We start from the raw sequence: 24,799 nt of genomic DNA, 5'->3' as shown, positions 1-24,799 counted from the left end.
GGTCTCTCTCCTTTATGCCGTCCAGGACGCGGGGACTTCAGGGCGGTCCACCACCTCACAGGTCGCCTCCGGAAGGTTGCGCCGCACCAGGCCACACAGCACTTTGCCCACACCCAGCTCGGCAAACCGAAGGTGTCCCCGCTCCTTCAGCGTTTCCATCATCCGGGTGAACCGAACCGGGCTCTCCAGCTGGATCAGGATGGAATCCCGAAGGGCCCCGGGGTCTTCCAGCCAGGCGCCCGTGGGGTTCACCACGATGGGAAAACGGGGTTTCCGAAAGGTCAGGGTGGAAAGAAACCGCGCAAACTCTTCGGCAGCCGGTTTCATGAGGGGGGAGTGAAAGGCCGCGGACACGTTGAGGGGAACGAGACGCCGGGCTTTGCCTTGGAGGGCTTCCTGTGCATACCGGATGGCCCCATGGGTTCCCGAGAGAACGATCTGGTCCGGGGCGTTCTCGTTGGCCATCACCAGGGGTTCCGGCGATCGCTCCACCACGTCCCGGAGGATGTCCGGATCCGCACCGATGACGGCGAGCATGCCACCGGGGGCCTTTTCGTTGGCCTGGGCCATGAGTCGTCCCCGGAGCGCCACGGCTTCCATGCCTTCCTCAAAGGTCCAGACTCCCGCCACCGTGTAGGCGGTGAGTTCACCCAGGCTGTGTCCCAGCACGACCTCGGGGGCATACCCCTGATCCAGAAGGAATCGGGCCGCCAGGTATCCCACGAGAAAAAGCGCCGGCTGGGCATACCGGGTGTTCCGGAGTTCGTCCTCCGGGCCTTCCAGCATGAGCTGAATCAGGTCTCGCCCCACCGAGCGGGAAGCCTGTTCCGCGAAGGGTCGTGCCCACGCCTGTTCCAGAAAGCCTTTCCCCATGCCCACTTTTTGCGAACCCTGTCCGGGAAACATCCAGACCATGCGAGCCTCCTTAAACCGTTTCGGGAACGGCTACGGGAAGTTTCAGGGGATGGGGAGAAACCTCAATGGATGTGAAGCCCACGATTTCCCCGTCGGCTTCCACCACCGCCCGGGGAACGGCCTCCAACCGTGCGGTCTGGAAGGTGCGGGTGTGGACTTTGGGATGGGCGAGATGGGTTCCGCGATACAGAGAAGGAAGAAGGCGGATCACCTCCAGCCGGGAGAGGGGCTCGGTCCACACCAACTCAAACACGCCGTCGTCCATCCGGGCGTGAGGCGCCACGTGGAAACCACCGCCGAAATATTGTCCGGAAGCAAACACCACGAGAGGAGAGTGGGCTTCAAAGGGGTCTCCGTCCACGGTGCCGCGGATCCGGAAGTGGGGGAGGCGGGAGAGTTCCTGGAACACGCTCACGAGATAGATGGCAAAGGTCCGCACGCCGAATTTCTCATAATACCGGTTGGCCCGATGGGCCACCTGGGCGTCAAATCCGAAGCCCCCCACATTCACGCTCACCCGCTCCACCGGCCCCTCATCCGAACGCAGGCGAAGGGCCATGAGGTCCAGGCGACGGATCACGGGAGAAAGGGCGGTGCGCACCATTTCCGGGAGTTTCCGGGGAAACCGGAAGGCCCGGCCCACGTCCCGTCCCGTTCCCAGGGGCAGAAGCCCCACCTCCGGAAGGGGATCGCCACCCCTTACCAGTCCGTTTGTGACTTCATGAAGGGTTCCGTCCCCCCCGGCGACCAGCAATCGGTCAAAGGATTGGCCGGTGGCTTCATAGGCCAGCGCCTCCGCGTCCCCCGGATGACGGGTGAACAGGGCATGGAGGGCGTGACCGGCTTGACGGAGGAGTTTTTCGATCCTGGGCCAGAGACGACGAACCCGACCGCTTCCCGCGATGGGATTCACGATGGCGAGGAGTTTCATGGCATGAATTGTACTCTCTGGGCACAGAACTTTCAATGAACGGGGGATCAATCCAGTCCGGAGCACAGGGGCGCAGCGAGGTCCCGGAAGGGCGTTTTCTTGAGTTCAAGGCAGATCTTCCGGCAATAGCGCTCCGATTCCCGAGTCGTGAGCGCTGGATCCGCCAGAAACCTGTCTTTCTCCCACCGAAACGCCACCGCACCGCAGGAATCCCGAGGGGTGCCCTCCACCTGAAAGCCCCCCTGCACCACCGCACCCTCAGGTAAAACCCAGAAATCAAACCCGTAGCGACCCGCCCCTCCAGCACCCCTGCGCAGGATCATGGGCTCCTCATGACCTTCTCGTTTGCGAAAGAAAAGGACGGGCTTGCCCTTCCGCACCCCATACACGGCCACTTCTTCCACCGCCGCCCCGGCCTGATAGGCCACGAGCGCCTCCTTCACCCCATCTCCCGTGAGATCCAGGGTATCCTCAATCCAGACGCGCTGAGGCACAAACCCCAGCCGATCCTGGAGATCGGAACGGATGGCAGGGAGGAGATCCGGCCACGCAGGCGAACGCGGAGAGCGAAGAAGAAAGAAGCCCAGGGCCAGTCCGCCCAGCAGAAGGCCTGAGAGAAACCACACGACACGGGAATACATGGCTCACGCTCCTTTCACGGCGAGACCTCCCCCCGAAAGAACCCGGGCAAGGTATCGCCCCGTGTGGGACCGGGGGTTCCGGGCGATTTCCTCCGGAGGTCCTTCCGCCACGACCTCGCCGCCACCGCTTCCCCCTTCGGGGCCCAGATCAATCACCCAGTCAGCCGACTTGATCACGTCCAGGTTGTGCTCCACCACGATCACCGTGTTTCCGCCTTCTCGCAACCGGAGAAGGACCTCCACAAGCTTCCGCACGTCCTCAAAATGGAGGCCTGTGGTGGGCTCGTCCAGGATATAGAGGGTTTTTCCCGTGGGAACCTTGGAAAGTTCCCGCGCGAGCTTGATGCGCTGAGCCTCACCCCCCGAAAGGGTGGGCGCGGGCTGGCCCAACTGGAGATAGCCCAGGCCCACTTCTTTGAGAAGACGAAGGCGCCGTTCGATCTGAGGGATGGCCTCAAAAAATTCGTAGGCCTCGTCCACCGTCATCTCCAGGACGTCGGCAATGGTTTTCCCCTTATACCGGATTTCCAGCGTTTCCCGGTTATAGCGTTTGCCCTTGCACACCTCACAGGGCACATACACATCCGGGAGAAACTGCATCTCAATCCGGACGTACCCGTCGCCCCGGCAGGCCTCACACCTCCCCCCCCGCACGTTGAAGGAAAACCGGCCGGGTTTGTAGCCCCGGACCTTCGCCTCCGGCGTGGAGGCAAAGAGCGCCCGGATGGGATCAAAGGCCTTGGTGTAGGTGGCGGGGTTGGATCGGGGGGTGCGACCGATGGGGCTCTGATCGATGTGGATCACCTTGTCAATGTGCTCCAGGCCCAGGATCTCGTCATAGGGCCCGGGAGGCTCGATGGAACCGTAGAGGATACGCCGAAGGGCTTTATACAGCGTGTCCTGGACCAGGGACGACTTTCCCGATCCGGAGACTCCCGTGACCACGACAAGAAGGCCCAGGGGAAACTGCACCGTGATGTTTTTCAGGTTGTTGGTGCGCACACCCTTCAGGATGAGATACCGTCCATCCGGTTCCTTGCGTTTGTCCGGAAGGGGAATGCTCCGGCGGCCGGAGAGGTATTGCCCGGTGAGGGAAGCGGGGTGGTTTTTCACAACTTCCACGGGGCCCTCCGCCACGATCCGGCCTCCGTCTTTCCCCGCCCCGGGGCCGAGATCGATAATCCAGTCGGCGGATTCGATGGTCTCCTGATCGTGCTCCACCACGATCACCGTGTTCCCCAGATCCCGGAGACGCTGGAGGGTGCGGATCAGGCGGTGAACGTCCCGGGGATGAAGGCCGATGGAGGGCTCGTCCAGGATATACAGCACCCCTGTGAGGCCGGAACCCAGGAGACTGGCCAGGCGCACCCGCTGATCCTCTCCCCCGGACAGTGTTTCCGTGGGCCGTTCCAGGGTGAGATAGCCCAGGCCCACGTTTTCCAGGAACTCCAGCCGGGCAACGATTTCCCGGATGACCTGACGGGCGATGAGCTGTTCTCGCTCGGAAAGTTCAAGGCGTTCAAAGAACGTGCGGGCTTCTTCCACGCTCATCCGGGTCACGTCCCAGATGGATTTTCCGCCCACCTTGACAGCAAGGGCCTCTTTCTTCAGGCGGGCTCCCTTGCAGGCGGGGCAGGGGTGCATCACCATAAAGCGCTCGATCTCACCGCGCACCCAGTCGGACTCGGTCTCGTGATACCGCCGCCACAGCGACGGGAGCACGCCTTCCCAGTCCCAGTAGTCCCGTTCCGGATGGTCCAGATCAAAATCGGCGGGGTCCTCCGTGCCATAGAGGATCACGTTGCGGAAAGCTTCCGGAAGGTCTTTCCAGGGGGTCTCCAGATTCACGCCATAGGTCCGGGCCAGGCGCTGGATCTTGCCCAGGAGCATGGGCGACGGAGGTCCCCAGGGCTTGATGGCTCCGGTCAGGATGGAGAGATGGGGGCGGACCACCGCTTCCGGATCCAGTTCGATCTTGACGCCGATCCCCGTGCACACCGGGCAGGCGCCATACGGGGAGTTGAAGGAAAACAGCCGGGGTTCCGGTTCGGGCATGGAAAACCCGCACACCGGGCACATCAGGGTTTCCGAAAAGGTCCGCTCTTCCTCACCGATGATGACGGTCACCACGCCTTCGGCTTCCCGGAGGGCGACCTCCACGCTTTCGGCAAGCCGGGAGCGAATGCCTTCCCGGATCACCAGACGGTCCACCACGATTTCGATGGTGTGCTGCTTGTAGCGTTCCAGTTCCGGGACCTCTTCGATCTCATAAAATTCCCCGTCCACCCGGACCCGGAGGAACCCTTTCCGTGCAATCTTCTGGAGGAGATCCCTGTAGGTTCCCTTGCGTCCCCGAACCACGGGAGCAAGGATCATGAGCCGGGTTCCCTCCGGAAGGGCCAGGAGCTGGTCCACGATCTCGTCCACGGTCTGGGCCTTGAGGGGCGTTCCATCGTGGGGGCAGTGGGGTTTGCCGATCCGGGCAAAGAGCAGGCGGAGATAATCGTAGATCTCCGTGACCGTCGCCACGGTGGATCGGGGGTTTCGGGCGGCTTTGCGCTGTTCCACCGCAATGGCCGGAGAGAGCCCTTCAATGTGGTCCACATCGGGCTTTTCCATCATGCCCAGAAACTGGCGGGCATAGGCGGAAAGGCTTTCCACATAGCGGCGCTGGCCCTCCGCATACAGGGTGTCAAAGGCCAGGGAGGACTTACCCGACCCGGAAAGCCCCGTGATCACCACAAACTTTTCCCTTGGAATGCGAACGTCGATGTTTTTCAGGTTATGGACCCGCACGCCCCGGGCCACAATCCACTTCACACTCACCGTCTCACCTCCTTCCGCGTGGGATGTGTAAAGCATAGAGAACCGGGGATGAACCTTCAGGTTGGGAAGTTTGCAGATTTGTTCATCCGGGGTGGCCTATAATATACCCGTGAAACGGGAAGCCCTGGATTATCACCTTCCGCCCGAGCGGATTGCCCTGAAACCCGTCCAGCCACGGGATGCGGCCCGGCTCCTGGTGGTGAACGTGTCCACCGGCTCCATCCGCCACCAACGGGTTCGGGACCTTCCGGACATTCTTCCCCCGGGCACGGTGCTGGTGTTCAACCGCTCCCGGGTGGTGAAAGCCCGTCTTGAGGGCGAAAAACCCACCGGCGGACGGGTGACGGTGATCCTGGACCCCTCCCCGGAAGACCTGATGTCGGGTGGGGGCACGGCCGTGGCGGTGCGCACGGTTCGGGCCCTTCTCCAGCGGGGAAAGATCCGGGAAGGTCAGCGGTTCTCTGTGGGGGACGTAGTTCTGGAAGTGGCCGAGCGGAAGGGAAAGTGGCTCACCCTCCTCCTTCCGACCGAACTGGACCTGGACGTCTTTCTGGAGACGCATGGAAAAATGCCTCTTCCTCCTTATATTCGTCGGGATCCTGAAAAGGATGACGAAAACTGGTATCAACCGGTGTTTGCGGAGGACCCCGGATCCATCGCTGCCCCCACCGCCAGCCTTCATTTCACTTCTGAACTTCTCGCGCGTCTCCAGGAAAAGGGCATCGCCATGGTCTTCCTTACCCTTCACGTCGGACCCGGCACCTTCCTTCCCATTCTTACCGAAGAGGTGGAGACCCATCGGATGCTCCCGGAGTGGTATGAAATTCCCGAGCCCACGCAGGGCGTCCTCCGGGAGGCCCGGGATGCCGGAAACCCCATCGTTGCGGTGGGCACGACGGCCACCCGTGCGCTGGAGACGTGGGCTTTTGGGGAAGGACCTGCGCGGGGTTCCACCGAGTTGTTCATCCATCCGGGATACCGTTTCCGGGTGCTCGACGGAATTTTCACCAATTTCCATCAGCCCCGATCCACCCCCCTTGCCCTGGTGGCCGCCTTTGCAGGGCTGGATCTCGTGAAACGGGCTTATGATGAGTCCTTGAAAGAAGGCTATCGTTTTTTGAGCTACGGTGATGCAAGCCTCTGGCTTCGTTTTCGGGAGGATGGGTAATGCTTGTGACCATGCGGACCCTTCTTGAGGAGATGGACCGCCGGAACACTGCAGCGGGGGCGTTCAACGTGTATAACCTGGAAAGCCTTCAGGCGGTGCTGGAGGCCTCTCTCGAAACCGGCGTTCCGGTGATCGTGGCCACCACGCCCAAAGCCCTCCGGTATGCGGGGGAAGCCTTTGCTGCGCTGCTTTTTGAAGCCCTGCGGGCTCATCCCCTTCCCATGGCCCTCCACCTGGACCATGGGAAAACCCTTGAAGACGTGGTGTGGGCCATCCGGCATGGGTGGACCTCGGTCATGATGGACGCCTCCCATCTTCCCTTTGAGGAGAATGTGGCCCTCACCCGGAAGGTGGTGGAGATCGCCCACGCGGTGGGCGTGACGGTGGAAGGGGAGCTGGGGGTGCTTGCCGGCGTGGAAGACGACGTCACGGGAGAGCATCCCCGTTTCACCGATCCCGACGAAGCCGTCCGGTTTGTGGAGGAGACGGGCGTGGATGCGCTGGCGGTGGCGGTGGGAACGTCTCACGGTGCCTACAAGTTCAAGGGCGAGCCCCGACTGGATTTTGACCGAATTGAAGAAATCCACAGGCGTGTTCCCGCCTTTCTCGTGTTGCACGGGGCCTCCGGTGTGCCCCGGGAACTGGTGGAACAGGCGAATCGGTTTGGCGCTCGTCTGAAGGAGGCCCGGGGGGTTCCGGATGAGATGCTCCGGGAGGCGGTTCGCCGGGGCATCCGGAAGGTGAACACCGACACGGATCTTCGGCTTGCCTTCACGGCTTCCGTTCGAGAGTTTCTCGCCGAGCACCCGGAACAGTTTGACCCCCGGTCCATTCTGGGGACCGCGCGGAAGGCCATGAAACAGGTCACCATCCATCGGATTCGTGTTTTGCAAGGGGAAGGGTGATGGTTCAGATTGAGGACCTTCAGAAGTTCCCCATCTGGGCGTCCATTCCGGAAGATCTTCTCCGGGCTCTTTTGCCGTATGTGGTCCGCAAGCGGGTTTCACGGGGAGACTGTGTGGTGGAGGCGGGGGAAAAGGGGACGATGGTCTATTTTATCGAATCGGGGTTCTTCAAGGTCACCGCGGAGGAGGAAGATCAGGAGGTCATCCTGAATTATCTCGGCCCCGGCGATGTTTTCGGTGAACAGGCCCTTCTGGGCGAGCCCCGTACGGCGAGCGTCAGGGCGCTGGAATCCGGCTCTCTCCTGGTCCTTCACCGGAACGATTTCCTCCATGTGATCCGCCGCCATCCCGAGGTGGCTCTTTCCCTCATTGCCACCCTTTTGAGACGCCTGAAAGAAACCAATCAGCACCTTGCCTATCTGGCCGCCCGGGACGCGGCGGGGCGGGTGGCCCGGGCCCTTCAGGACCTTGCCCGGGATCTGGGGGAAGACCATGAGGACGGCATACTGATTCCGCGATCCCGGCTCACGGTCCAGGAACTGGCGAAATTCGTGGGGCTCACCCGGGAGACCACGTCACGAGCCCTGAAAATCCTGGAACAGGAAGGGGTGATTCAGTCCACGAAAGAGGGGGTTCTGCTCCCCCGGGAGGCGATGTCATGAACGTTTTTCTCGTCGCACTGCCCTTTCTGGTGTACGGCCCTCCGTCGGGCTTTTCCAAGCGGATCCAGAAAGAAATCGGCCACGGCTGGGTGCTCATGGATCTCTCACCGCAGGAGGCGGAGTCCCTGAAAGCCCGGGGCATTCCGGTGGACCCCAACCTGGAGGTCCGGCTTGCGTATGCTCCGGTGGATCCGTGGTGGCAGGACGGAAGCCAGTGGGACCTTTGGGTGATCCGCATGGACAGCGCCTGGAATATCACCCGGGGCAATCCAGCGATTCGCGTGGGACTCGTGGACCAGGGGGTGGATTACAGCCATCCCGATCTCAAGGTGGATGGGGGACGGGATCTGGTGGATGACGACACGGATGTCCTCCCCGCCTCCCCTTCGGAATTTCACGGCACCCATGTGGCCGGGACCATTATCGGACAGCACAACCTGCTGGGCATGGCCGGCATTGCACCCAGCGTGCGTTTTTATGCCGTCCGGGCCTTTTCCCAGTCCACCACCACGCTGGACATCGTGGTCCAGGCCATGTTCTGGCTTGTGGACTCCGCGCAGGTCCACGTGATCAACCTCTCCCTGGGAACCTCGCAGCCCGCCTCCATCCTGGACTCGGCGGTGGCCTATGCCCTGTCCCGGAACGTGGTGATCGTGGCAGCCGCCGGAAATGAGGGTCTCCGGGGCATCAACTATCCGGCCCGATCTCCCGGCGTGATCGCCGTGGGCGCCATGGATAGCCTTCAGTTCCGGGCGAGCTATTCCAACTGGGGGCCTGAACTGGACGTGGTGGCCCCCGGAACCGGGATTCTCTCCGCCTATCCCTGCGATCCTCCAGGGTCCGGCCAGAACTGTGCCGGCGCCTATGCGGATGGGACGTCCATGGCCACACCCCACGTGACGGGGCTCGTGGCCCTGTATCTTTCCCTCCATCCCGGAGCCACGGTTTCAGAGGTGATCCGGGCGGTGCGGAGAGCCACGGTGGACCTGGAGGACCCGGGATTTGATGAGCGGACGGGATTCGGCCTGGTGGACGCCGTGCTCCTCCTTTCCCCACCCGTGCGCCTCCATCTCGCGTCCCGAACGGTCTGGACGCTGGAGGACCTCCGGACAGTGAGTTTTCTGTCCAAAAGGGTGTATGATCCCGCGGGACGCATCGTGTTTTCCGGACGGGGGGTGCCCCGGCTTTCCCCCGGCATCTACACCCTTCACCTGGAGGGGAAACCTCCGGTCCGTCTGGTGGTTCCCTGAGATGGACGACCGGACGTTCATGGCTCAGGCTCTTCAGGAAGCCCGCAAGGCTTATGAAGAGGGAGAGGTGCCGGTGGGTGCGGTGGTGGTGTGTGGGGGCGAGGTGGTGGCCGCCGCCCACAACCGGGTGGAAGCGACGAAGGATCCTTCTGCCCACGCGGAGATGCTGGCCGTGCGGGGGGCCTGCAAGAGGCGGGGTGACTGGCGCCTTTCGGATTGCGTGCTGTATGTAACCCTGGAGCCCTGCATCCAGTGTGCCGGCCTTGCGGTGCTTGCCCGGCTGAAGGAAATCGTCTTCGCCACGGAAGACCACCGGTTCGGGGGGCTCGTGAGCCTTGTGAACGTGGTCCAGCACCCCCGCCTTCCCCACCGGGTCCGGTTCCGGAAAGGTCCGCTGGAGAAGGAAGCCAGGGCATTGCTTGAACGGTTTTTCAGGGAGCGTCGGTCATGAAAAAGGTCACGGTTCGAACCCTTTGGCAGAGGAAGAAAAAGGGTGAGAAGATCACCATGCTCACCGCCTATGACTACACCTTTGCCCGCCTCCTGGACGAAGCGGGGATTGACGTGATCCTGGTGGGGGATTCGGTGGGCATGGTGGTGCAGGGGCATGCCACCACCCACCCGGTGACCATGGACCACATGCTCTATCACACGGAGATTGTGGCACGGGGGGTGGAGAGGGCCATGGTGGTGGGGGACATGCCCTTTCTCTCCTATCAGGTGAGCGTGGAGGAAGCGGTGCGGAACGCCGGCGCCTTTCTTCGGCTGGGCGCCGATGCGGTAAAACTGGAAGGTGGAGCGGAAATCCTTCCCGTGATTGAGCGACTGGTGTCCGTCGGGATTCCGGTGATGGGACATCTGGGCCTTCAGCCCCAGAAGGTGCGGGCGCTGGGAGGATACCGGAAAATCGTGTATGATGAGGAAGAAACCCGTCGCCTCGTGGACGAAGCCCGGCGCCTGCAGGATGCCGGGATTTTTGCCCTTGTGCTGGAGAACATCAATCAGGAGGCTGCAAAAGCGGTGACGGAAGCCCTGGATATCCCCACCATCGGGATCGGAAGCGGTCCATCCTGTGACGGTCAGGTGCTGGTCCTTCAGGATATGCTGGGACTTTCCCATTTTCGCCCTCCCTTTGCAAAGGCCTATCTGGACGGGGCGAACCTGGTGAAGGAGGCGGTGGCGCGGTATATTGGAGAAGTTCGGGAAGGACGGTTCCCGGCGTGATGAACCGGTTTCTGCAGTTTCTTGAGAAACGTTATCCGGATCCCTATGTCCTGGCCCTGGGACTTTCCCTTCTTTCCATTTTCGCCGCCTGGGTGGGCACGCCGTGGGGAATAGTGGACCTTGCCCGGTTCTGGGGAGAGGGGTTTTCCCGGATCTTCACCTTCACCACCCAGATGGCCCTGATTCTGGTCACGGGCTATGCCCTGGCCCTGAGCCCCCCGGTGGACCGCCTGCTCCGGCGTCTCGCTTCCCTTCCCCGCACCCCCGTTCAGGCCGTGTGGCTTGTGGGGCTCGCATCCGGGGTCGCCTCCTGGATCCAGTGGGGACTGGGGCTGGTGGTGGGGGGGATTCTGGCCCTGCGGGTGCACCGGGAACAAAGGATTTCCCTGCCCCTGCTTGCGGCTTCGGGCTACACCGGTTTCCTCGTGTGGCATTCCGGGCTTTCGGGATCCATTCCGCTCACCATCGCCACACCGGGACTTCCCCAGAACGAACTGGAACGGGTGTTTGGTTTTGTGGCCCCCATCCGCACCACCATTTTCGCCTGGTGGAACCTGGTTTCTGCCGTGCTCGTCCTGGTCGTGTCCCTGTGGGCCCTCAGCCGATGGGCTCGTGCGCTGTCCGTGGAGGAAGCGATGCCCTCCGATGAGGTCCCTGATACGAATGTTCTTCCTCCTTTCCGGGACAGGGTGGGTGCGTCGCTTCAGGGTCTGCTTGTCCTCTTTGGAGCCATGTATCTTGTTTATCACTGGCGCCATGGAGGAGGGCTGAATCTGAACGTGGTGATTCTGCTTTTCCTTCTTCTGGGGATGGCCCTTCACGGATCCGCCCTGCGGTATGGCCGGGCGATCGCTCTTGCCACACCCGCGGTGGCGGGGATTCTTCTCCAGTTTCCGCTGTATGGAGGCATCCAGGGGGTGCTCATCCAGTCCGGACTGGGTGCGAAAATCGCCGGATGGATTGCGAACACCGCGCCCGCGCAGCTGTTCTATCTCCTTCAGTTTTACACGGCCGGTCTCATCAACTTCTTTGTTCCTTCAGGAGGAGGTCAGTGGGTGGTCCAGGGGCCGGTGGCCATGGAAGCTGCCCGTCGCATCGGGGCCGATCCGGTGGTCACGGCCATGGCCATTGCCTGGGGGGATGCCTGGACCAACATGATCCAGCCCTTCTGGGCCCTGCCTCTTCTGGGGATGGTCCGCCTCCCAGCCCGTAAGATGATGGCCTATACCCTTGTGTCCCTGGCTGTGGCCGGTGGGATCTGGACGCTGTGGTGTGGGGTGCTGGGCTGGTGGACGACGGGATGATGGGACGGTGAATGCGTGGGGTTTGAGGCCGGATGGGTGCTGAACAGCGTCCCCCTCCTCGGCGAAAGGTCCGTCGGCCCCGCACGCGCAGGCAACTCCAGCGGGAGCGACTGGCCGTCCTTGCGGAGATGACCTTTCTGGAACGCCCTGAGGATATTCAGTCGGCTCTGAATCGAATTGTGGAGGTCACGGCGCGGTACCTTCCTGCGAACGGGGGTGCAAGCATTCTTCTTGTGGATCCCCAAACGGGAAAGATTTCGGCTGCGGCCACGACGGTTCCGGGAGAACGCCCGGAAGACGTGATCGAGCAAACCCGCCCGGAGGGTGCCACCGCATGGATCCTCAAACACCGAAACCCCTTTTTTGTCCCGGATGTTACACAGGAAGAACAACATGTCCCCAATCCCCGACTGGCCGCCCGGGGTCTGCGGGGTTTTGTGGGTTATCCCCTCCTGTGGAGGGATGAGGCCCTGGGGGTGCTTTATGCCCTGTTTCGAGAACCCCGGCGCCTTTCTCAGGAAGATTGGGATTTTCTGCAGATCCTTGCCCGCCGGGCTGCCAATGCGGTTGTCCTTGCACGGATGTATGAGAGACTTCAGGAACTCGCCTTTCTGGACGATCTCACCCGCGTGTTCAACCGGCGGGGGTTCTTTGACCGTGCCCGGGATGAATGGGCCCGGGCGGAACGGACCGGACGGCCTCTGTCCCTCCTGATCCTGGATGTGGACAACTTCAAAGAGGTCAACGACACCCTCGGACATCTTGCGGGGGATCGGGTGCTTGTGGAGATTGCCCGCACGCTACGAAGGACGCTCCGGGAGTCGGATGTGATCGGTCGGTATGGGGGCGACGAATTCGTGGTCCTTCTTCCGGATACGTCCCGGGCGCAGGCGAACCGCATTGCCTACCGCATTCAGGAAGCGTTGAGAACGCTGGATGTGGGCATCCCCATCCAGGTGAGCATCGGGGGGGCCGAGCGGGATCCCGCGCGGGATCGGGATCTCTTTGACCTCCTCCGCCGGGCAGACCGCGCCCTCTATCGTGCCAAAAGGCGCCGCAATACCGTCGTTTCGGACTGACTTCTGCCTTTATCCGGACCAAGATCCTGAAGTTCGGACATTTTCCCCCTCCCCCAGCCCCTCCCACCAGGGGAGGGGAGAAGATATTCCGAAACCGTGAATGGATGCTCACTCCCTCCCCCTTGATGGGGGAGGGTCGGGGTGGGGGTGTCTGAATTTATGTCCGGAGATCAGAACATCACCTTGATGAAACACCCTGAAAGGCATATCCTTGAAGTTGACTGAACAGGTCAAGAAAAGGAGGCGCAGCATGCAGGTCACACTCAAAGGGAATCCCGTCGCCATCGGTGGGGACAAACTCGTGGAGGTGGGAGATCTGGCCCCGGTGGCCACGGTCACCACGAAAGACCTTGAGGATCTTCAGGTGGGGGGGGCGAAAGAAAAGGTGCAGGTGCTGATCACGGTGCCCTCCCTGGACACCTCCGTGTGTGCCACCGAAACCCGGAAGTTCAACGAGAAACTCGCGGATCTTCCCGTGGACGCCGTGGTGATTTCCATGGACCTTCCCTTTGCGGCGGCACGGTTCTGCTCCACGGAGGGAATTGAGAACCTTACGGTGGCGTCCGACTTCCGGAACCGGGACTTCGGTCGGAAATACGGCGTGATCATCCAGGAAGGACCCCTTCGGGGGCTGCTTGCCCGCACGATTTTCGTGGTGGATCCCACGGGGAAGGTGGTGTATCGCCAGATCGTCCCGGAGATCACCGATGAACCGGATTATGACGACGTTCTGAATTTTCTGAAAAATCTCCTCTGAACCGTTCTTTGAAAAACCATCGGCGCCGCGGGGAATCCTGCGGCGTTTTTTTATGATGACACTTCCCGCAACACCTCCACAAGGAGGGGCAATCCCTGAACGATCAGGGAAGGTCCCACCTGAAGATAGAGCTCGGAGGGAAGTTCCACCACCCGATGGTGCCGAACCGCGGAAATGTTCTCCCATCCGGGTCGTTTCAAAATCGTCTTCTGTCTTCCCTGGCCGCCCGCACCAGGAAAACAAAATCACCTCGGGGTCGCGCGAAACCACTTCTTCCGGCTGAATCACCCGTTCCGATGCCCGAAAGCGCGTCCTGAGTTCCGGAAACACGTCCACGCCACCCACCCATTCCACAAGATCCATCAGCCATCCGCTTGCATACACCAGGGGGTCGGGCCATTCCTCCCAGAAAATCCGGAGGGGAGGACAGATGTTGTGGTGCTGCTCGAGGACGGTTTGAAGACGACGGGTCAGAGCTTCAGCCTCCGACGAGCGTCCCACCAGGCCGCCGATCCAGCGGATATGACGAAAGAGATCCCTCAGGCGCTTCGGAAAAAGGTGGAGGACCGGCAGTCCCTGACGAACCAGGTCGCGGGCAATGGGAATCTGCACGTCGGATGTGAGGAGAACGAGATCGGGCTGAAGGTTCAGGATTTCCTCGAGGTGAACGGAAGCAAATCCGCCCACGACAGGGATCTGGACCCCGGGAGGAAGAGGGGCGTACCGGCTCACCCCCACCAGGGTCTCCAGGGCATCCAGATGGTGGAGAATATCCACGGCTTCGGCCGCCAGCGCCACGATGCGCATGGAAGGAGCATAGGGAAACCGGCGTGAAACATCAAGTGAGACCGCATTGTACGGGATGCGGCCAGAAAAATCGGCCCCCGACCCTTGACAAACCCCGTCCGTGCCTGTACGTTTATGATATGGCCTTTATTTTTCTCGCTCTCATCGGGACACTTCAGGTCGCGCGCCTCAAGAATTACCAGGACACCGTGCTGTTTGAACTGAAATGGGATCAGCGGTATCCCTGGCACTTTTCCCGATCCGGCAACACCTTCACCGTTCGGTTCGACGGAACATCCTACAAAGGTCCGCTAAAAGTTCGCCGTGACTGGCCCCTTCTGTCCCGGATCGATGTGAAGACCTCTTCCTGGTCCACCACCTTCACCTTCACCCTTCCCCACGACAACTTCCGGGTCCGCATTCATCCGGTGAAGGGGGGGATCGCCATCTGGATCTACCGGCACGGCACACCGTCCCGGTCTCCCCCCCGTCCCCATCATCCCATTCGCCGCATTGTCCTTGACCCCGGACACGGGGGAAAGGATCCCGGCGCCATCGGCTGGGGAGGCGTGCGGGAGAAAACCATCACGCTGCAGGTGGCCAAGAAGGTGGCGTATTACCTCAAGAAGTGGGCGCCCGACCTGGAGGTCCGCCTTACCCGGACCCGGGACGTGTTTGTCCCTCTGGCCAAGCGGGGAGAGATCGCCAACCGGTGGGGCGCTGATCTCTTTGTGTCCATCCACTGCAACTACGCCCGGAACCGGAAGGTGCGGGGGCTGGAGACGTATTTCCTCTCGGAGGCCAAAACGAAATGGGCCCGTGCGGTGGCCAACTTTGAGAACGGTGCGTTGCGGTATGAGGTGGAGGATGAAGAGATCCTGCAGGACGTGCTCAAGGGGATTCTTTCCGATCTTGCCCAGAACGCCTTTCTGGTCCAGTCCCAGGACCTTGCCGTCACTCTCCACGAAACCATCCTGGGAAGCACCCGTCAGCCGGACCGGCGGGTCCGCCAGGCGGGGTTTTATGTGCTCTCCAAAGCCTATATGCCCGCCGTCCTCATCGAACTGGGCTTCATCTCCAATCCCCGGGAAGCCCGCCTGCTTTCCAGTCCTTCCTTTCAGGACAAGGTCGCTCAGGGGATTGCCCGGGGACTTTTGCGCTATATCCGGCTCTACGCTGAAAAGAACGGCAGACACTGAGGGGTCAATAGCCAAACCCGTCCGGAAGGTGTTCCACCCGGGGCGGGTCCTCCCACACCACCGTGATCACGTCCAGGTGCAGGGGAAGGTTCTGATACTCTGGATGGCGCATCAGAAAGGCCTGAAGCGCCCGTTCCAGACGCCTCCGCTTCCGGGGCCCCAGACTCTCGGCAGGGTGAAACCCCATCCGGGGATCCAGGGATCGGACCTCTACCGCCACCAGTCCCCGCACGGGATGAAGACACACGAGATCCAGCTCGCCAAAGGGATACCGAACGTTCCGGGCCAGGAGTTTGTATCCTTGAGATTCAAGATAACGGGCCGCCAGTGCCTCGCCTTTTGCCCCCCGTTCCTTTCGCCGGTTCTTCATTCCGGTCGGATTTCCAGGAGGACATAGGTGGTCCAGTCCACCTTCACAAAGACAGCTGCAATCCCCTCCTCCGGATAGTGCCAGATGAGCAGAACCTGCCGCGTGAGAGGGTCCACCGTTTCCTCCACCTCCCGGGGTGGGCCATACCGCACGAACACCCGCCCCCGATCCGTTTCAAGCCCCCGTTTCATCCCTTCACGAAAGCGCTCCCGGGCCATCCGGATGCGGGTTTTCAACGTGTCCAGGAATTCGTTCCGGGGCGTGGCGGGATCGGGGTCAAAGGGTGCAAGAAGAGAATCCAGAAGGGCACGGCGAGCTTCCGCATCCAGCGATGAAAACCGTTCCGCCGTCCGGTCATCCCCGAACAGCCGGACCACCTCCTCTGCTTCCCGGGAGGTGAGGAGATCCAGGAGATCCGGCGGGCGAAGGTGAAAGATCCCGTGGCCCTTCCGTCGACCCGGGCCTTCCACCTGAACGTGGAACACCGCGTGGTCGGGGCGGGGAAGGACTGTGTCCCCGTCGGTAAGAATGAGGGAAAACGCCTCCAGCGTGTCACCCCAGGGGGTGAGAAAGGTCACCTTCAGAGGTTTTTCGGGCGGTCCCGCCACCCGGATGCCCGTGGCTTGTTCGGGAGGACAGGCGGGCTGATCGTCCCGCCAGGGGAGGGGATCCGGAAGGTCCTGCGGAGATTGCATGCCCTGGAGAAGGGTATCCACACGGAAAGCTTCCCGCAACAACGCCCCCTTGAGAACCCGAAGGTTCAGCCGGTAGGTGGCTGAAGGAGGGAGAAACAGGGTGTCCCATCCGGATGTTTGATGCACGAAGAGTTGCGTTCGGGGAAGCCCGCGCTCAGGGTTCACCTCCACGTGAAGTTCATACCGGGCGGAGGAATCGGGGGGGACAAAACAGATCCACAGCAGGGGGGCGGTCTGCCACACAAGATAGGGGAACACGCCCATCACGGGCTTTTATCCCGGTGTCAGGATGGACTCAACCCGTGCCGCCAGAAGGTCCAGCGTGGAGATGAAGCGAAGGATGCCCTCCCGGATGTCCTGCGGAAGGGCGTGAGCTTGACCTCGCGCCTGTTCGGCATAGGTTCGGGCGATCTCAAGGGTTTCCTGGAACCCCCCTTCCCGGAGGGTCAGGTCCCGGAGTTCCTCCAGGCTCATGGCGGGCCGGGCAAGATCCACAAGCCCCTTTTCCTGAAGGAGCAATGCGGGAAGGCTCCAGCGCCCCTTCTTGGCGTCGCTGTCCGTTTCGTCGAACAGGTCCACACAGTCATCCAGGATCTGGAAGGCCATCCCGTAGGCATAACCCGTCTGGAAAAGGCCATCCAGTTCGTCCTCCGGCGCCCCCCGGACCAGGCCGCCGATCTTCAGCGCCCCGGCGAAGAGGGACGCGGTTTTCTTTCCAATGATTTTGTAATACATTTCGGTGGTAAAGTTCTGGTCCCGGGTGGCCATCTCCTCCCAGAACTCCCCCACCACCATGTCCTGAACCACGATGAGGAGTTCTTCGATGATGGGAGGAATCCCCAGGGCATAGGCTCCCCGGAGAGCCCGGACGAACACGTAGTCTCCTGCCAGAACGGCCACACTCTCCCCGTGGGCATAGTTGAGGGCTTCCACTTCCCGTCGCAGGATGGCCTGGTCGACAATGTCGTCGTGGATCAGGGAGGAGGCATGGACGAGTTCCACCACCGCCGCTGCCCGAACGGCCCGGTTATCCTCGGGACCCCGGGCCCGTGCGGCAAACAGGACCGCCGCTGGCCGGAGACGCTTCCCTCCCTGAAAAAAGGGCTCCAGGGGGATGGGAAAGGGGGAGTCCACGATCTCCACAATGGCCTGATTGACCGCATCCAGGGCTCCCGCAATGGGGGCGTAGATTTCACGAAGATCTTTCAGCATGCAACCTTCCTGGTTTTCGTCGCGGTATAGTATAAAGAGCCCTCACAGCATGGTCAAACGGGGGCAGACGCCCCCGTTTGACCGGTTCAGGAAGAAAGGATCAGGAGATCCGGGTTCTCCAGCAGACGGATGATCTCCTTTGTGAACAGGGCTGCCTGAGCTCCATCCGCCACCCGGTGATCAAAGGCGAGGGAAAGATAGACCATATCCCGCACCGCTACATCGCCATTGGGAAGGACCACCGGGCGCTTCTTGATGCTGTGGAGACCCAGGATGGCCACCTGAGGATAGTTGATCACCGGGAAGGAAAAAAGCCCGCCGATGGATCCGATGTTGGTGATGGAGAAAGTCCCGCCCGACACGTCCTCCATGGAGAGCTCTCCCCGGCGGGCGCGATCCGCCTTGTCCTGAATTTCACGGGCCAGATCCAGCAGGGTCTTGCTTTCGGCATGGTGAATCACCGGAACGACCAGCCCCTGATCCGTTGCCACCGCGATGCCGATGTTGTAGGTTTTGTGCAGGACGATCTCGCCCCGTTCATCGTCCACAGTGGCGTTGAAATAGGGATGCTTGCGGAGGGCCGCCACCACCGCCTTCACCACAAAGGGGAGATAGGTGAGTTTGACCCCTTCCGCCTCGGCGTGTTCCTTGATGCGTTCCCGCAGACGAACCAGCTCCGTGACGTCGGCCTCGTCCACATGAAGGGTGTGGACGGCGTGGTCCTTGGACTCCCGGAGACGGCGGGCGATCTCCCGACGAAGACCCCGGAAGGGAATCCGTTCAGCTTCTTCGGCTTTCGGGGGAGCGGGCATGGATACGGCCGGCGCCGGTGCTGCTTCTTTCCGGGCTTCGGCGTAGGCCAGAACATCCCCTTTGGTGATCCGGCCCACGGGGGATGTGGTCGGGACCTCCGCAAGGTCCACCCCCAGCTCCCGGGCTGCCTTCCGGGCGGCCGGTGTGGCCAGCACCTTTCCGGGAACCTTCGGCGGTTTGAGCTCGCCTCCCTCCATCCGGGCAGGCGTGGCTTCTTCCGCCGCGCGGGCCACCGCCTCGTGCATATGCGCGGGCGGCGCTTTTTCCTCGGGAGCGGGTTTCTCTTCTGCAACCGGCGCTGCCTGAGGAGCCTCCTCTCCCAGGAGAGCCGCGAGATCAATGGATGCAGGATCTTCTCCCGGGTCGGCGATCACCGCAATGGGTTTGTGAACGGGAACCACCTCACCTTCCTGCGCCAGGATTTTCGCCACCACGCCCTCATAGGGTGAAGGAACCTCCACCGTGACCTTTTCCGTCATCACCTCCACGATGGGCTCGTTCTTGGCCACCGGTTCCCCTTCTTTCTTGATCCACCGGGTGATCTCCCCCTCCACCACGCTTTCGGCAACCTCCGGCAGGCGAAGGACTTTGGCCATGGTTTCCTCCTCAGAGCAGGTTTAGAGCCTTTTTCACACCCCGAACGATCCGAACCGGATTGGGCATGTAGGCGTCTTCCAGGATATAGGGAAAGGGCATATCCCAGCCGGTCACCCGCACGATGGGTCCGTCCAGATATTCAATGGCCCGTTCGGCCACAAACGCCGCCACTTCCGAGGCAAACCCGAGGGTGCGGGGAGCCTCGTGCACCGTGACGAGATGCCCCGTTTTGGCCACCGAATTGAGAATGGCTTCCCCGTCATAGGGCATGAGGGACCGGAGGTCGATCACCTCGGCCGAAATCCCTTCCTTTTCCAGCGTTTTCGCCGCTTCCAGGCTGTCCAGCACCATCATGCCATAGGCCAGGATCGTGACGTCCGAACCTTCCCGCACCACCTTGGCCTTGCCGATGGGTTCTTCGTAATATCCCTCCGGCACCTCCCCTTTCGCCATGAAATACATCCGCTTGTGCTCCAGGAACACCACCGGGTTGTCGTCCGCGATGGAGGCCAGGAGAAGCCCTTTCGCATCGTAGGGGTTGGAGGGGATCACCACCTTGAGACCGGCGGTGTGGACAAAGATGGTCTCCGGACTCTGAGAGTGGTAGAGACCGCCTTTCACCCGCCCACCGTAGGGGGAACGCACCACGAGGGGCACGGAGAACCGCCCGCCGGAGCGAAAGCGGAGTTTGGCCGCCTCGGAATACAGGGCGTCAAATCCGGGCCAGATGTAGTCAATGAACTGGATCTCCGCCACCGGACGCATTCCGGCCGCCGCAAGACCCACCCCCATGCCGAGAATTCCCAGCTCATCCAGAGGGGTGTCAAACACCCGCATCTCGCCGTATTTATCCTGAAGGCCGTCGGTGATGGTGAACACGCCCCCACGCTTTCCCACATCCTCCCCAAAGATCATCACCCGGTCATCCCGTTCCAGGGCAAGGTCCAGGGCATTCCGAAGGGCCTGTGCAAGGGTCATGGTGGGCATCTCAGTGACCTCCTTTCAGGGGATTGTGGAGAGGACGCTCTTTGAGTTCTTCCGCAAGGAGATGCTTTTCCTCCAGGAGGTGCCAGGGGGTTTCCCCGGCAAACACGTCGGTGAAGAGTTCTTCCCAGTCGGGCAGTCCGGCTTCTTCCGCTTTCGTGACCGCTTCGTCAATCTGGGTCTTCACCCGTTCGCGGAGGGCCTCCTCCCGATCCTGGTCCCAGAGGCCCATGTCTTCCAGGAAGGTCCGCATCCGCTTCAGGGTGTCGTGCTCCCACCAGTATTTCACCTCGTCTTCCGTACGATAGCGTTTGTCGTCGTCGGCCGAAGAGTGGGGATCCAGCCGATAGGTCAGGGCCTCGATCAGAGACGGCCCCTCACCGGAACGGGCCTTCTCGGCCAGCTTCTGTGTGGCGTAAAACATCACGATGGGGTCGTTCCCGTCCAGGAGATAGCCGTCAAATCCATAGGCCATGGCTTTGATGGCGATGGTTTTTGACGCGGTCTGGCGGGACCGGGGCACGGAGATGGCATACTGGTTGTTCACCACCGTAACCACCACGGGAAGGTTGAACACCCCGGCAAAGTTCATGAGGGAGTGGAAATGGCCTTCGGAGGTGGCACCGTCTCCACCATAGGCAATGCACATGCCCTTTCCGCGATACTGCAGGGCCCGGGCAATCCCGATGGCCACGGCAAACTGGGACCCCACCCCGCTTCCGTGAGCGAACAGCTTGTGATCCGGGTGACCGAGGTGGCCGGGCATCTGACGCCCCTTCAGGGGATCCAGCCGGGTCCCCAGATACTGGGCAAAAATCTCTTCCACCTTGATCCCCCGGACATGAAGGGAAGCCGGCATCCGGTAGAAGGGCGCCACCCAGTCCTCGTCTTTCAGGGTGTGAAGCTGCGGAACGAAGATCCCCTCGTGGCCGGTGGTGGAGATGTGGAAGAACGCCTTGCCCTGCCGGACCAGCACCCAGGCCATCCGGTCGATTTCCCGGGTGAGCACCATATCCTCGTAGATCTGGACCGCCGTGGCCTCGTCCAGCCCCACATCGGACAGGGAAAAATCGGCCACGGGATGGCCGTCCTCGTCGATGAACCGCAGGGGTTCATCCGTAAAGGGCGTGAGGTCCAGCGCTTTCTGGAGGACCTCCTTGCCCACAGCAACTTTCTTGCTTCGGGTTTTTCTGGGACTCATCCCCACCTCCCTGGTTTAGACGTCCAGTTCCTGAACTTCTCTCGCGTGTTTTTCAATGAAAGCACGGCGAGGTTCCACCTTTTCCCCCATCAGAATGGAGAAAAGCCGGTCGGCCTCTGCCGCATCTTCCACCGTGACCCGGCGGAGCACCCGCGTGTCCGGGTTCATGGTGGTCTCCCACAGCTGCTCCGGGTTCATCTCCCCGAGACCCTTATAGCGCTGAATGTGCACCCCCTTCTCTCCACCCAGCTCCGCGAGAATACGGTCCTTTTCCTCGTCCGAATACGCATAGAACACCTTTTTCCCCTTCTGAATCCGGTACAGGGGTGGCTGGGCGATATACACGAGCCCCTGTTCCACAAGGGGGCGGAGAAACCGGTAGAACAGGGTGAGGAGAAGGGTCCGGATGTGGGCGCCATCCACGTCGGCATCCGTCATGATGATGATCTTGCCATACCGGCTTTTGGACGGATCGCACTCGTCCAGAATCCCTGTTCCCAGGGCGCTCACAATCGTCCGGATCTCCTCGTTGGACAGGGCCTTGTCCAGCCGGGCCTTTTCCACGTTCAGGATCTTCCCCCGGAGGGGCAGGATGGCCTGAAACTCCCGGTTCCGGCCCTGCTTGGCCGAACCGCCGGCGGATTCCCCCTCCACCAGGAAGATCTCGCTCTCGTGGGGATCTCGGGAAATGCAGTCGGCCAGCTTCCCGGGCAGACTGTCGGAATCCAGGAAGCTCTTGCGGCGGGTGAGTTCCCGGGCTTTCCGTGCGGCTTCCCGGGCCCGGGAGGCATCCAGAGCCTTCTTCAGAATCCGGTCCGCTTCCTTCGGGTGGTCTTCAAAATAGCGAGTGAGGGCTTCAAACAGGCTGGATTCCACCAGGCCCTTCACATGGGAATTGCCCAGTTTGGTCTTGGTCTGCCCTTCGAACTGCGGGTGGGGGACCTTGACATGGATAATGGCCGTGATCCCCTCCCGCACGTCTTCCCCTTCCAGGGAGTGATTCTTCAGAAGTCCGGATTTGCGTCCGTAGTCGTTGATGGCCCGGGTGAGGGCGCTCCTGAAACCGGAAACGTGGGTTCCGCCTTCAATGGTGTGAATGGTGTTCACAAAGGAGAGAACGGTTTCCGTGTAACCGTCGTGATACTGAAAGGCCACCTCAATTTCAATATCCTCTGCCCGATCCCGGTGATAAAAGATATCGCTGATGGGATTCCGTCCCTCATTGAGATAGGCCACAAACTCCCGGATCCCGCCTTCATAGTGGAAAACTTCTTCTCTGCCGGAGCGCTCATCGGAGAGGACAATTTTCACACCCGCCACGAGAAAGGCGATTTCCCGGAGACGCTCGGCCAGAATATCAAACTCGAAGGTGGTGGTCCGGAAGATTTCGGGATCCGGGGCAAACCGCACCGTCGTGCCGGAGCGGTCACACGGGCCGATTTCTTCCAGCGGGGTCACCGTGTTGCCCCGTTCATAGCGCTGACGGTAGCGCTTTCCTTCCCGGCAGACTTCCACCTCAAGCCAGGAAGACAAGGCGTTCACCACCGAGGCCCCCACACCGTGAAGCCCACCGGAAATCTGATAGACCTTTTTGTCAAACTTTCCGCCCGCGTGGAGCTGGGTGAACACCACCTCCACACCGGAGATTCCCAGTTCTGGATGGGGATCCACCGGGATGCCCCGGCCGTTGTCGGACACCGAAACGGATCCGTCGGCGTGGAGTCGAACGTGGATTTCCGTGCAGAAGCCCGCGATGGCTTCGTCCACCGCGTTGTCCACCAGCTCATACACGAGATGATGCAGTCCCCGGCGTCCGGTGTCCCCGATATACATGGCGGGGCGCATCCGCACCCCTTCAAGCCCTTTGAGGACGCGAATATCCGAAGCCGTGTACCGTTCGCTCATGAAGTGCCTCCCTTTCTGTCCAGCATCCAGTGGATGCGCTCAAAACGATGGCCTGAAAGACGTTCAATCTGATGCAGAAGATGGGCCTCCCTGGACCTGAACCGCTCCCCATCTCCGGGATAGCGATAGGCAAGCCCCAGGGTTTTCTCCCGGAAGTTCACAAAAACCAGGCGGAGATCCCGGGACTCCGGGAGGAGATGAAAGGCCTGCCGGACCTCCGCTTCGGCCAGACGCTGCTCCAGGGAAAGAGCCCTGGAGACCTCCGTGAGCACGTCCCGCAGTTTTCTCATCCGGCTACTCCCGCCCAATCATGCAGGGCCAGGCGTTTCAGGGGATACCCCGGAAGGTCCTGGTGGTGGGTGAGGAAACACTGCAACGCCTCAAAGGATTCCAGAACCGCGGGCAGGCGATCTTCGGAGAGAGTGGAAAGGAGTTCGTCCACCACCAGAACCGGAACCCTCCCCTGCTCCCGAAACAGATCCACCCACGCGAGAAACATCGAAAGGAGCACAAGTTTGAGTTCGGAGTGGGAAAGAAAGGTGTGGATTTCCCGATCGTCCAGGAGAAACACGTAGTGATCCCGGTGGCCCCCCCAGGTGGTTGTCCGTGCATGGCGATCCCGATCCGGATCCGGTGTGCTGGGTTCATAGCGCATCCGGAGGGGAAGGCCCGGAAGAAGCATGGAGCGTCTCCGGTGCCAGTGGGTGCTCCAGCGCCCCAGCACCTCCTTCCGCCGTTCCTGGAGGGCGTGGCTGAGCTCCAGGAGCCGGCTCCGGAACACCCGTTCTTCATGGGTCCCGAACCGGTTCTGGCGCAAAAGGGCATTGCGTTGCTTGAGGGCCCGGTAATAATCGGTGAGAAGGGAATAGGTGTCCGGTTCGAAAAGGGCCATCATCCGATCCACAAAGCGCCGGCGGTGTTCCCGCGGACCCGTGAGCACCGTGAGATCTTCGGGGGTGAAGGAAAGGACCACGAAGCGTTCAAACAGTTCCCGCATGGAACGGGCCCGTTTGTCGTTGATCCAGACCCGTTTGGTCTTTTCTTTTCCGGATCCCTTGGGGAGGGTGTATTGCACTTTCAGGGTGTGCGTTCCCCCGTTTTCCACCCGGCCGGAGAGAGAAAAACCCTCCTTCCCCCGGTGGATCAGAAGGGCGTCCGGCACTCCCCGGAAGGAACGAGGCACCGAAAGATAGGCGATGGCTTCCAGCAGGGACGTTTTTCCAGCCCCGTTCGGTCCGTGAATCAACCAGATCCCCCCATCAAAAACAAAGTGAGCGTGGGTGAAACCCCGGAACTGTGCAAGGCGAAGTTCTTTCAGAATCATCGGCTAATTATCCCCGATGGGGCCTGAACCTTCAACGGTTGACACAATTTT

At 61.4% G+C, this 24,799-nt stretch carries 24 protein-coding genes and 1 pseudogene; 10 read left to right on the top strand and 15 right to left on the bottom strand.

Features of this window, described 5'->3' with window-relative positions:
- Positions 1–12 precede the first annotated feature (12 nt).
- The 4 genes from fabD to uvrA are packed head-to-tail and all read right to left on the bottom strand — an operon-like array spanning position 13 to position 5,307.
- The gene (gene fabD, locus AC6HU3_RS00280; protein ID WP_497473810.1) at positions 13–915 is read right to left on the bottom strand and encodes an ACP S-malonyltransferase; all 903 of its coding nucleotides are present in this window, start codon (positions 913–915) and stop codon (positions 13–15) included.
- 10 nt (positions 916–925) lie between these two features.
- The gene (locus AC6HU3_RS00275; protein ID WP_497473809.1) at positions 926–1,846 is read right to left on the bottom strand and encodes a diacylglycerol/lipid kinase family protein; all 921 of its coding nucleotides are present in this window, start codon (positions 1,844–1,846) and stop codon (positions 926–928) included.
- Between the two features lie 47 nt (positions 1,847–1,893).
- On the bottom strand, positions 1,894–2,487 hold the full coding sequence (locus tag AC6HU3_RS00270) for a hypothetical protein (protein ID WP_497473808.1): 594 nt from the start codon (positions 2,485–2,487) through the stop codon (positions 1,894–1,896).
- Positions 2,488–2,490: 3 nt separating this feature from the next.
- On the bottom strand, positions 2,491–5,307 hold the full coding sequence (gene uvrA / locus AC6HU3_RS00265; protein ID WP_497536322.1) for an excinuclease ABC subunit UvrA: 2,817 nt from the start codon (positions 5,305–5,307) through the stop codon (positions 2,491–2,493).
- Positions 5,308–5,422: 115 nt separating this feature from the next.
- On the opposite strand from uvrA, the gene queA reads away from it, so the two are divergent.
- From queA to tpx, 9 genes are all read left to right on the top strand, one after another.
- The gene (gene queA, locus AC6HU3_RS00260) at positions 5,423–6,481 is read left to right on the top strand and encodes a tRNA preQ1(34) S-adenosylmethionine ribosyltransferase-isomerase QueA (RefSeq protein ID WP_497473807.1); all 1,059 of its coding nucleotides are present in this window, start codon (positions 5,423–5,425) and stop codon (positions 6,479–6,481) included.
- Entirely contained in the window at positions 6,481–7,386 is a 906-nt protein-coding gene (locus AC6HU3_RS00255) for a class II fructose-bisphosphate aldolase (protein ID WP_497473806.1), read from the top strand. Before queA ends, AC6HU3_RS00255 begins: the two co-directional genes overlap by 1 nt.
- The gene (locus tag AC6HU3_RS00250; RefSeq protein ID WP_497473805.1) at positions 7,386–8,048 is read left to right on the top strand and encodes a Crp/Fnr family transcriptional regulator; all 663 of its coding nucleotides are present in this window, start codon (positions 7,386–7,388) and stop codon (positions 8,046–8,048) included. The genes AC6HU3_RS00255 and AC6HU3_RS00250 overlap by 1 nt, the downstream gene beginning before the upstream one ends.
- Positions 8,045–9,298, top strand: a complete 1,254-nt coding sequence (locus AC6HU3_RS00245) for a S8 family peptidase (protein WP_497473804.1) — start codon at positions 8,045–8,047, stop codon at positions 9,296–9,298. The genes AC6HU3_RS00250 and AC6HU3_RS00245 overlap by 4 nt, the downstream gene beginning before the upstream one ends.
- A 1-nt stretch (position 9,299) precedes the next feature.
- Positions 9,300–9,749 carry a nucleoside deaminase gene (locus AC6HU3_RS00240; protein ID WP_497473803.1) on the top strand — a complete coding sequence of 150 codons (450 nt, stop codon included), beginning with the start codon at positions 9,300–9,302 and terminating at the stop codon, positions 9,747–9,749.
- On the top strand, positions 9,746–10,522 hold the full coding sequence (gene panB / locus AC6HU3_RS00235; protein WP_497473802.1) for a 3-methyl-2-oxobutanoate hydroxymethyltransferase: 777 nt from the start codon (positions 9,746–9,748) through the stop codon (positions 10,520–10,522). The genes AC6HU3_RS00240 and panB overlap by 4 nt, the downstream gene beginning before the upstream one ends.
- A complete protein-coding gene (locus tag AC6HU3_RS00230) occupies positions 10,522–11,826 on the top strand; it encodes a short-chain fatty acid transporter (protein ID WP_497473801.1) in 1,305 nt (434 codons plus the stop codon). Before panB ends, AC6HU3_RS00230 begins: the two co-directional genes overlap by 1 nt.
- Before the next feature lie 32 nt (positions 11,827–11,858).
- A complete protein-coding gene (locus AC6HU3_RS00225; RefSeq protein ID WP_497473800.1) occupies positions 11,859–12,905 on the top strand; it encodes a GGDEF domain-containing protein in 1,047 nt (348 codons plus the stop codon).
- Positions 12,906–13,155: 250 nt separating this feature from the next.
- Complete coding sequence (gene tpx / locus AC6HU3_RS00220) at positions 13,156–13,662, top strand: thiol peroxidase (RefSeq protein ID WP_497473799.1); 507 nt, start codon at positions 13,156–13,158, stop codon at positions 13,660–13,662.
- A 50-nt stretch (positions 13,663–13,712) separates the two neighbouring features.
- On the opposite strand, the gene AC6HU3_RS00215 is transcribed toward tpx, so the two are convergent.
- Both AC6HU3_RS00215 and AC6HU3_RS00210 read right to left on the bottom strand, forming a co-directional pair.
- Positions 13,713–13,862, bottom strand: a complete 150-nt coding sequence (locus AC6HU3_RS00215) for a hypothetical protein (RefSeq protein ID WP_497473798.1) — start codon at positions 13,860–13,862, stop codon at positions 13,713–13,715.
- A 64-nt stretch (positions 13,863–13,926) separates the two neighbouring features.
- Positions 13,927–14,469, bottom strand: a pseudogene (locus AC6HU3_RS00210) (ABC transporter substrate-binding protein); the annotation flags it as partial.
- Positions 14,470–14,588: 119 nt separating this feature from the next.
- Here AC6HU3_RS00210 and AC6HU3_RS00205 point away from each other — a divergent pair.
- Positions 14,589–15,647: an N-acetylmuramoyl-L-alanine amidase family protein gene (locus AC6HU3_RS00205; RefSeq protein ID WP_497473797.1), complete on the top strand. Its 1,059-nt coding sequence runs from the start codon at positions 14,589–14,591 to the stop codon at positions 15,645–15,647.
- Between the two features lie 4 nt (positions 15,648–15,651).
- Here the strand turns inward: AC6HU3_RS00205 and AC6HU3_RS00200 are convergent, their stop codons facing one another.
- The 9 genes from AC6HU3_RS00200 to recF form a co-directional block, all read right to left on the bottom strand.
- Entirely contained in the window at positions 15,652–16,017 is a 366-nt protein-coding gene (locus AC6HU3_RS00200; protein WP_497473796.1) for a YraN family protein, read from the bottom strand.
- Complete coding sequence (locus tag AC6HU3_RS00195; protein ID WP_497536321.1) at positions 16,014–16,976, bottom strand: GWxTD domain-containing protein; 963 nt, start codon at positions 16,974–16,976, stop codon at positions 16,014–16,016. Before AC6HU3_RS00195 ends, AC6HU3_RS00200 begins: the two co-directional genes overlap by 4 nt.
- A gap of 9 nt (positions 16,977–16,985) precedes the next feature.
- A complete protein-coding gene (locus AC6HU3_RS00190; protein ID WP_497473795.1) occupies positions 16,986–17,924 on the bottom strand; it encodes a polyprenyl synthetase family protein in 939 nt (312 codons plus the stop codon).
- An 86-nt stretch (positions 17,925–18,010) separates the two neighbouring features.
- Complete coding sequence (locus AC6HU3_RS00185; RefSeq protein ID WP_497473794.1) at positions 18,011–19,333, bottom strand: dihydrolipoamide acetyltransferase family protein; 1,323 nt, start codon at positions 19,331–19,333, stop codon at positions 18,011–18,013.
- Between the two features lie 10 nt (positions 19,334–19,343).
- Complete coding sequence (locus AC6HU3_RS00180) at positions 19,344–20,321, bottom strand: alpha-ketoacid dehydrogenase subunit beta (protein WP_497473793.1); 978 nt, start codon at positions 20,319–20,321, stop codon at positions 19,344–19,346.
- Position 20,322: 1 nt separating this feature from the next.
- On the bottom strand, positions 20,323–21,519 hold the full coding sequence (locus AC6HU3_RS00175; protein WP_497473792.1) for a thiamine pyrophosphate-dependent dehydrogenase E1 component subunit alpha: 1,197 nt from the start codon (positions 21,517–21,519) through the stop codon (positions 20,323–20,325).
- A gap of 15 nt (positions 21,520–21,534) precedes the next feature.
- Positions 21,535–23,424 carry a DNA topoisomerase (ATP-hydrolyzing) subunit B gene (gyrB, locus tag AC6HU3_RS00170; protein WP_497473791.1) on the bottom strand — a complete coding sequence of 630 codons (1,890 nt, stop codon included), beginning with the start codon at positions 23,422–23,424 and terminating at the stop codon, positions 21,535–21,537.
- Entirely contained in the window at positions 23,421–23,714 is a 294-nt protein-coding gene (locus tag AC6HU3_RS00165) for a hypothetical protein (RefSeq protein ID WP_497473790.1), read from the bottom strand. The genes gyrB and AC6HU3_RS00165 overlap by 4 nt, the downstream gene beginning before the upstream one ends.
- Entirely contained in the window at positions 23,711–24,748 is a 1,038-nt protein-coding gene (gene recF / locus AC6HU3_RS00160) for a DNA replication/repair protein RecF (RefSeq protein ID WP_497473789.1), read from the bottom strand. Before recF ends, AC6HU3_RS00165 begins: the two co-directional genes overlap by 4 nt.
- Positions 24,749–24,799 lie beyond the last annotated feature (51 nt).

The sequence above is a fragment of the Caldifarcimen microaerophilum genome, from assembly GCF_055387105.1.
This window is presented reverse-complemented; position numbering and strand designations above follow the sequence as displayed.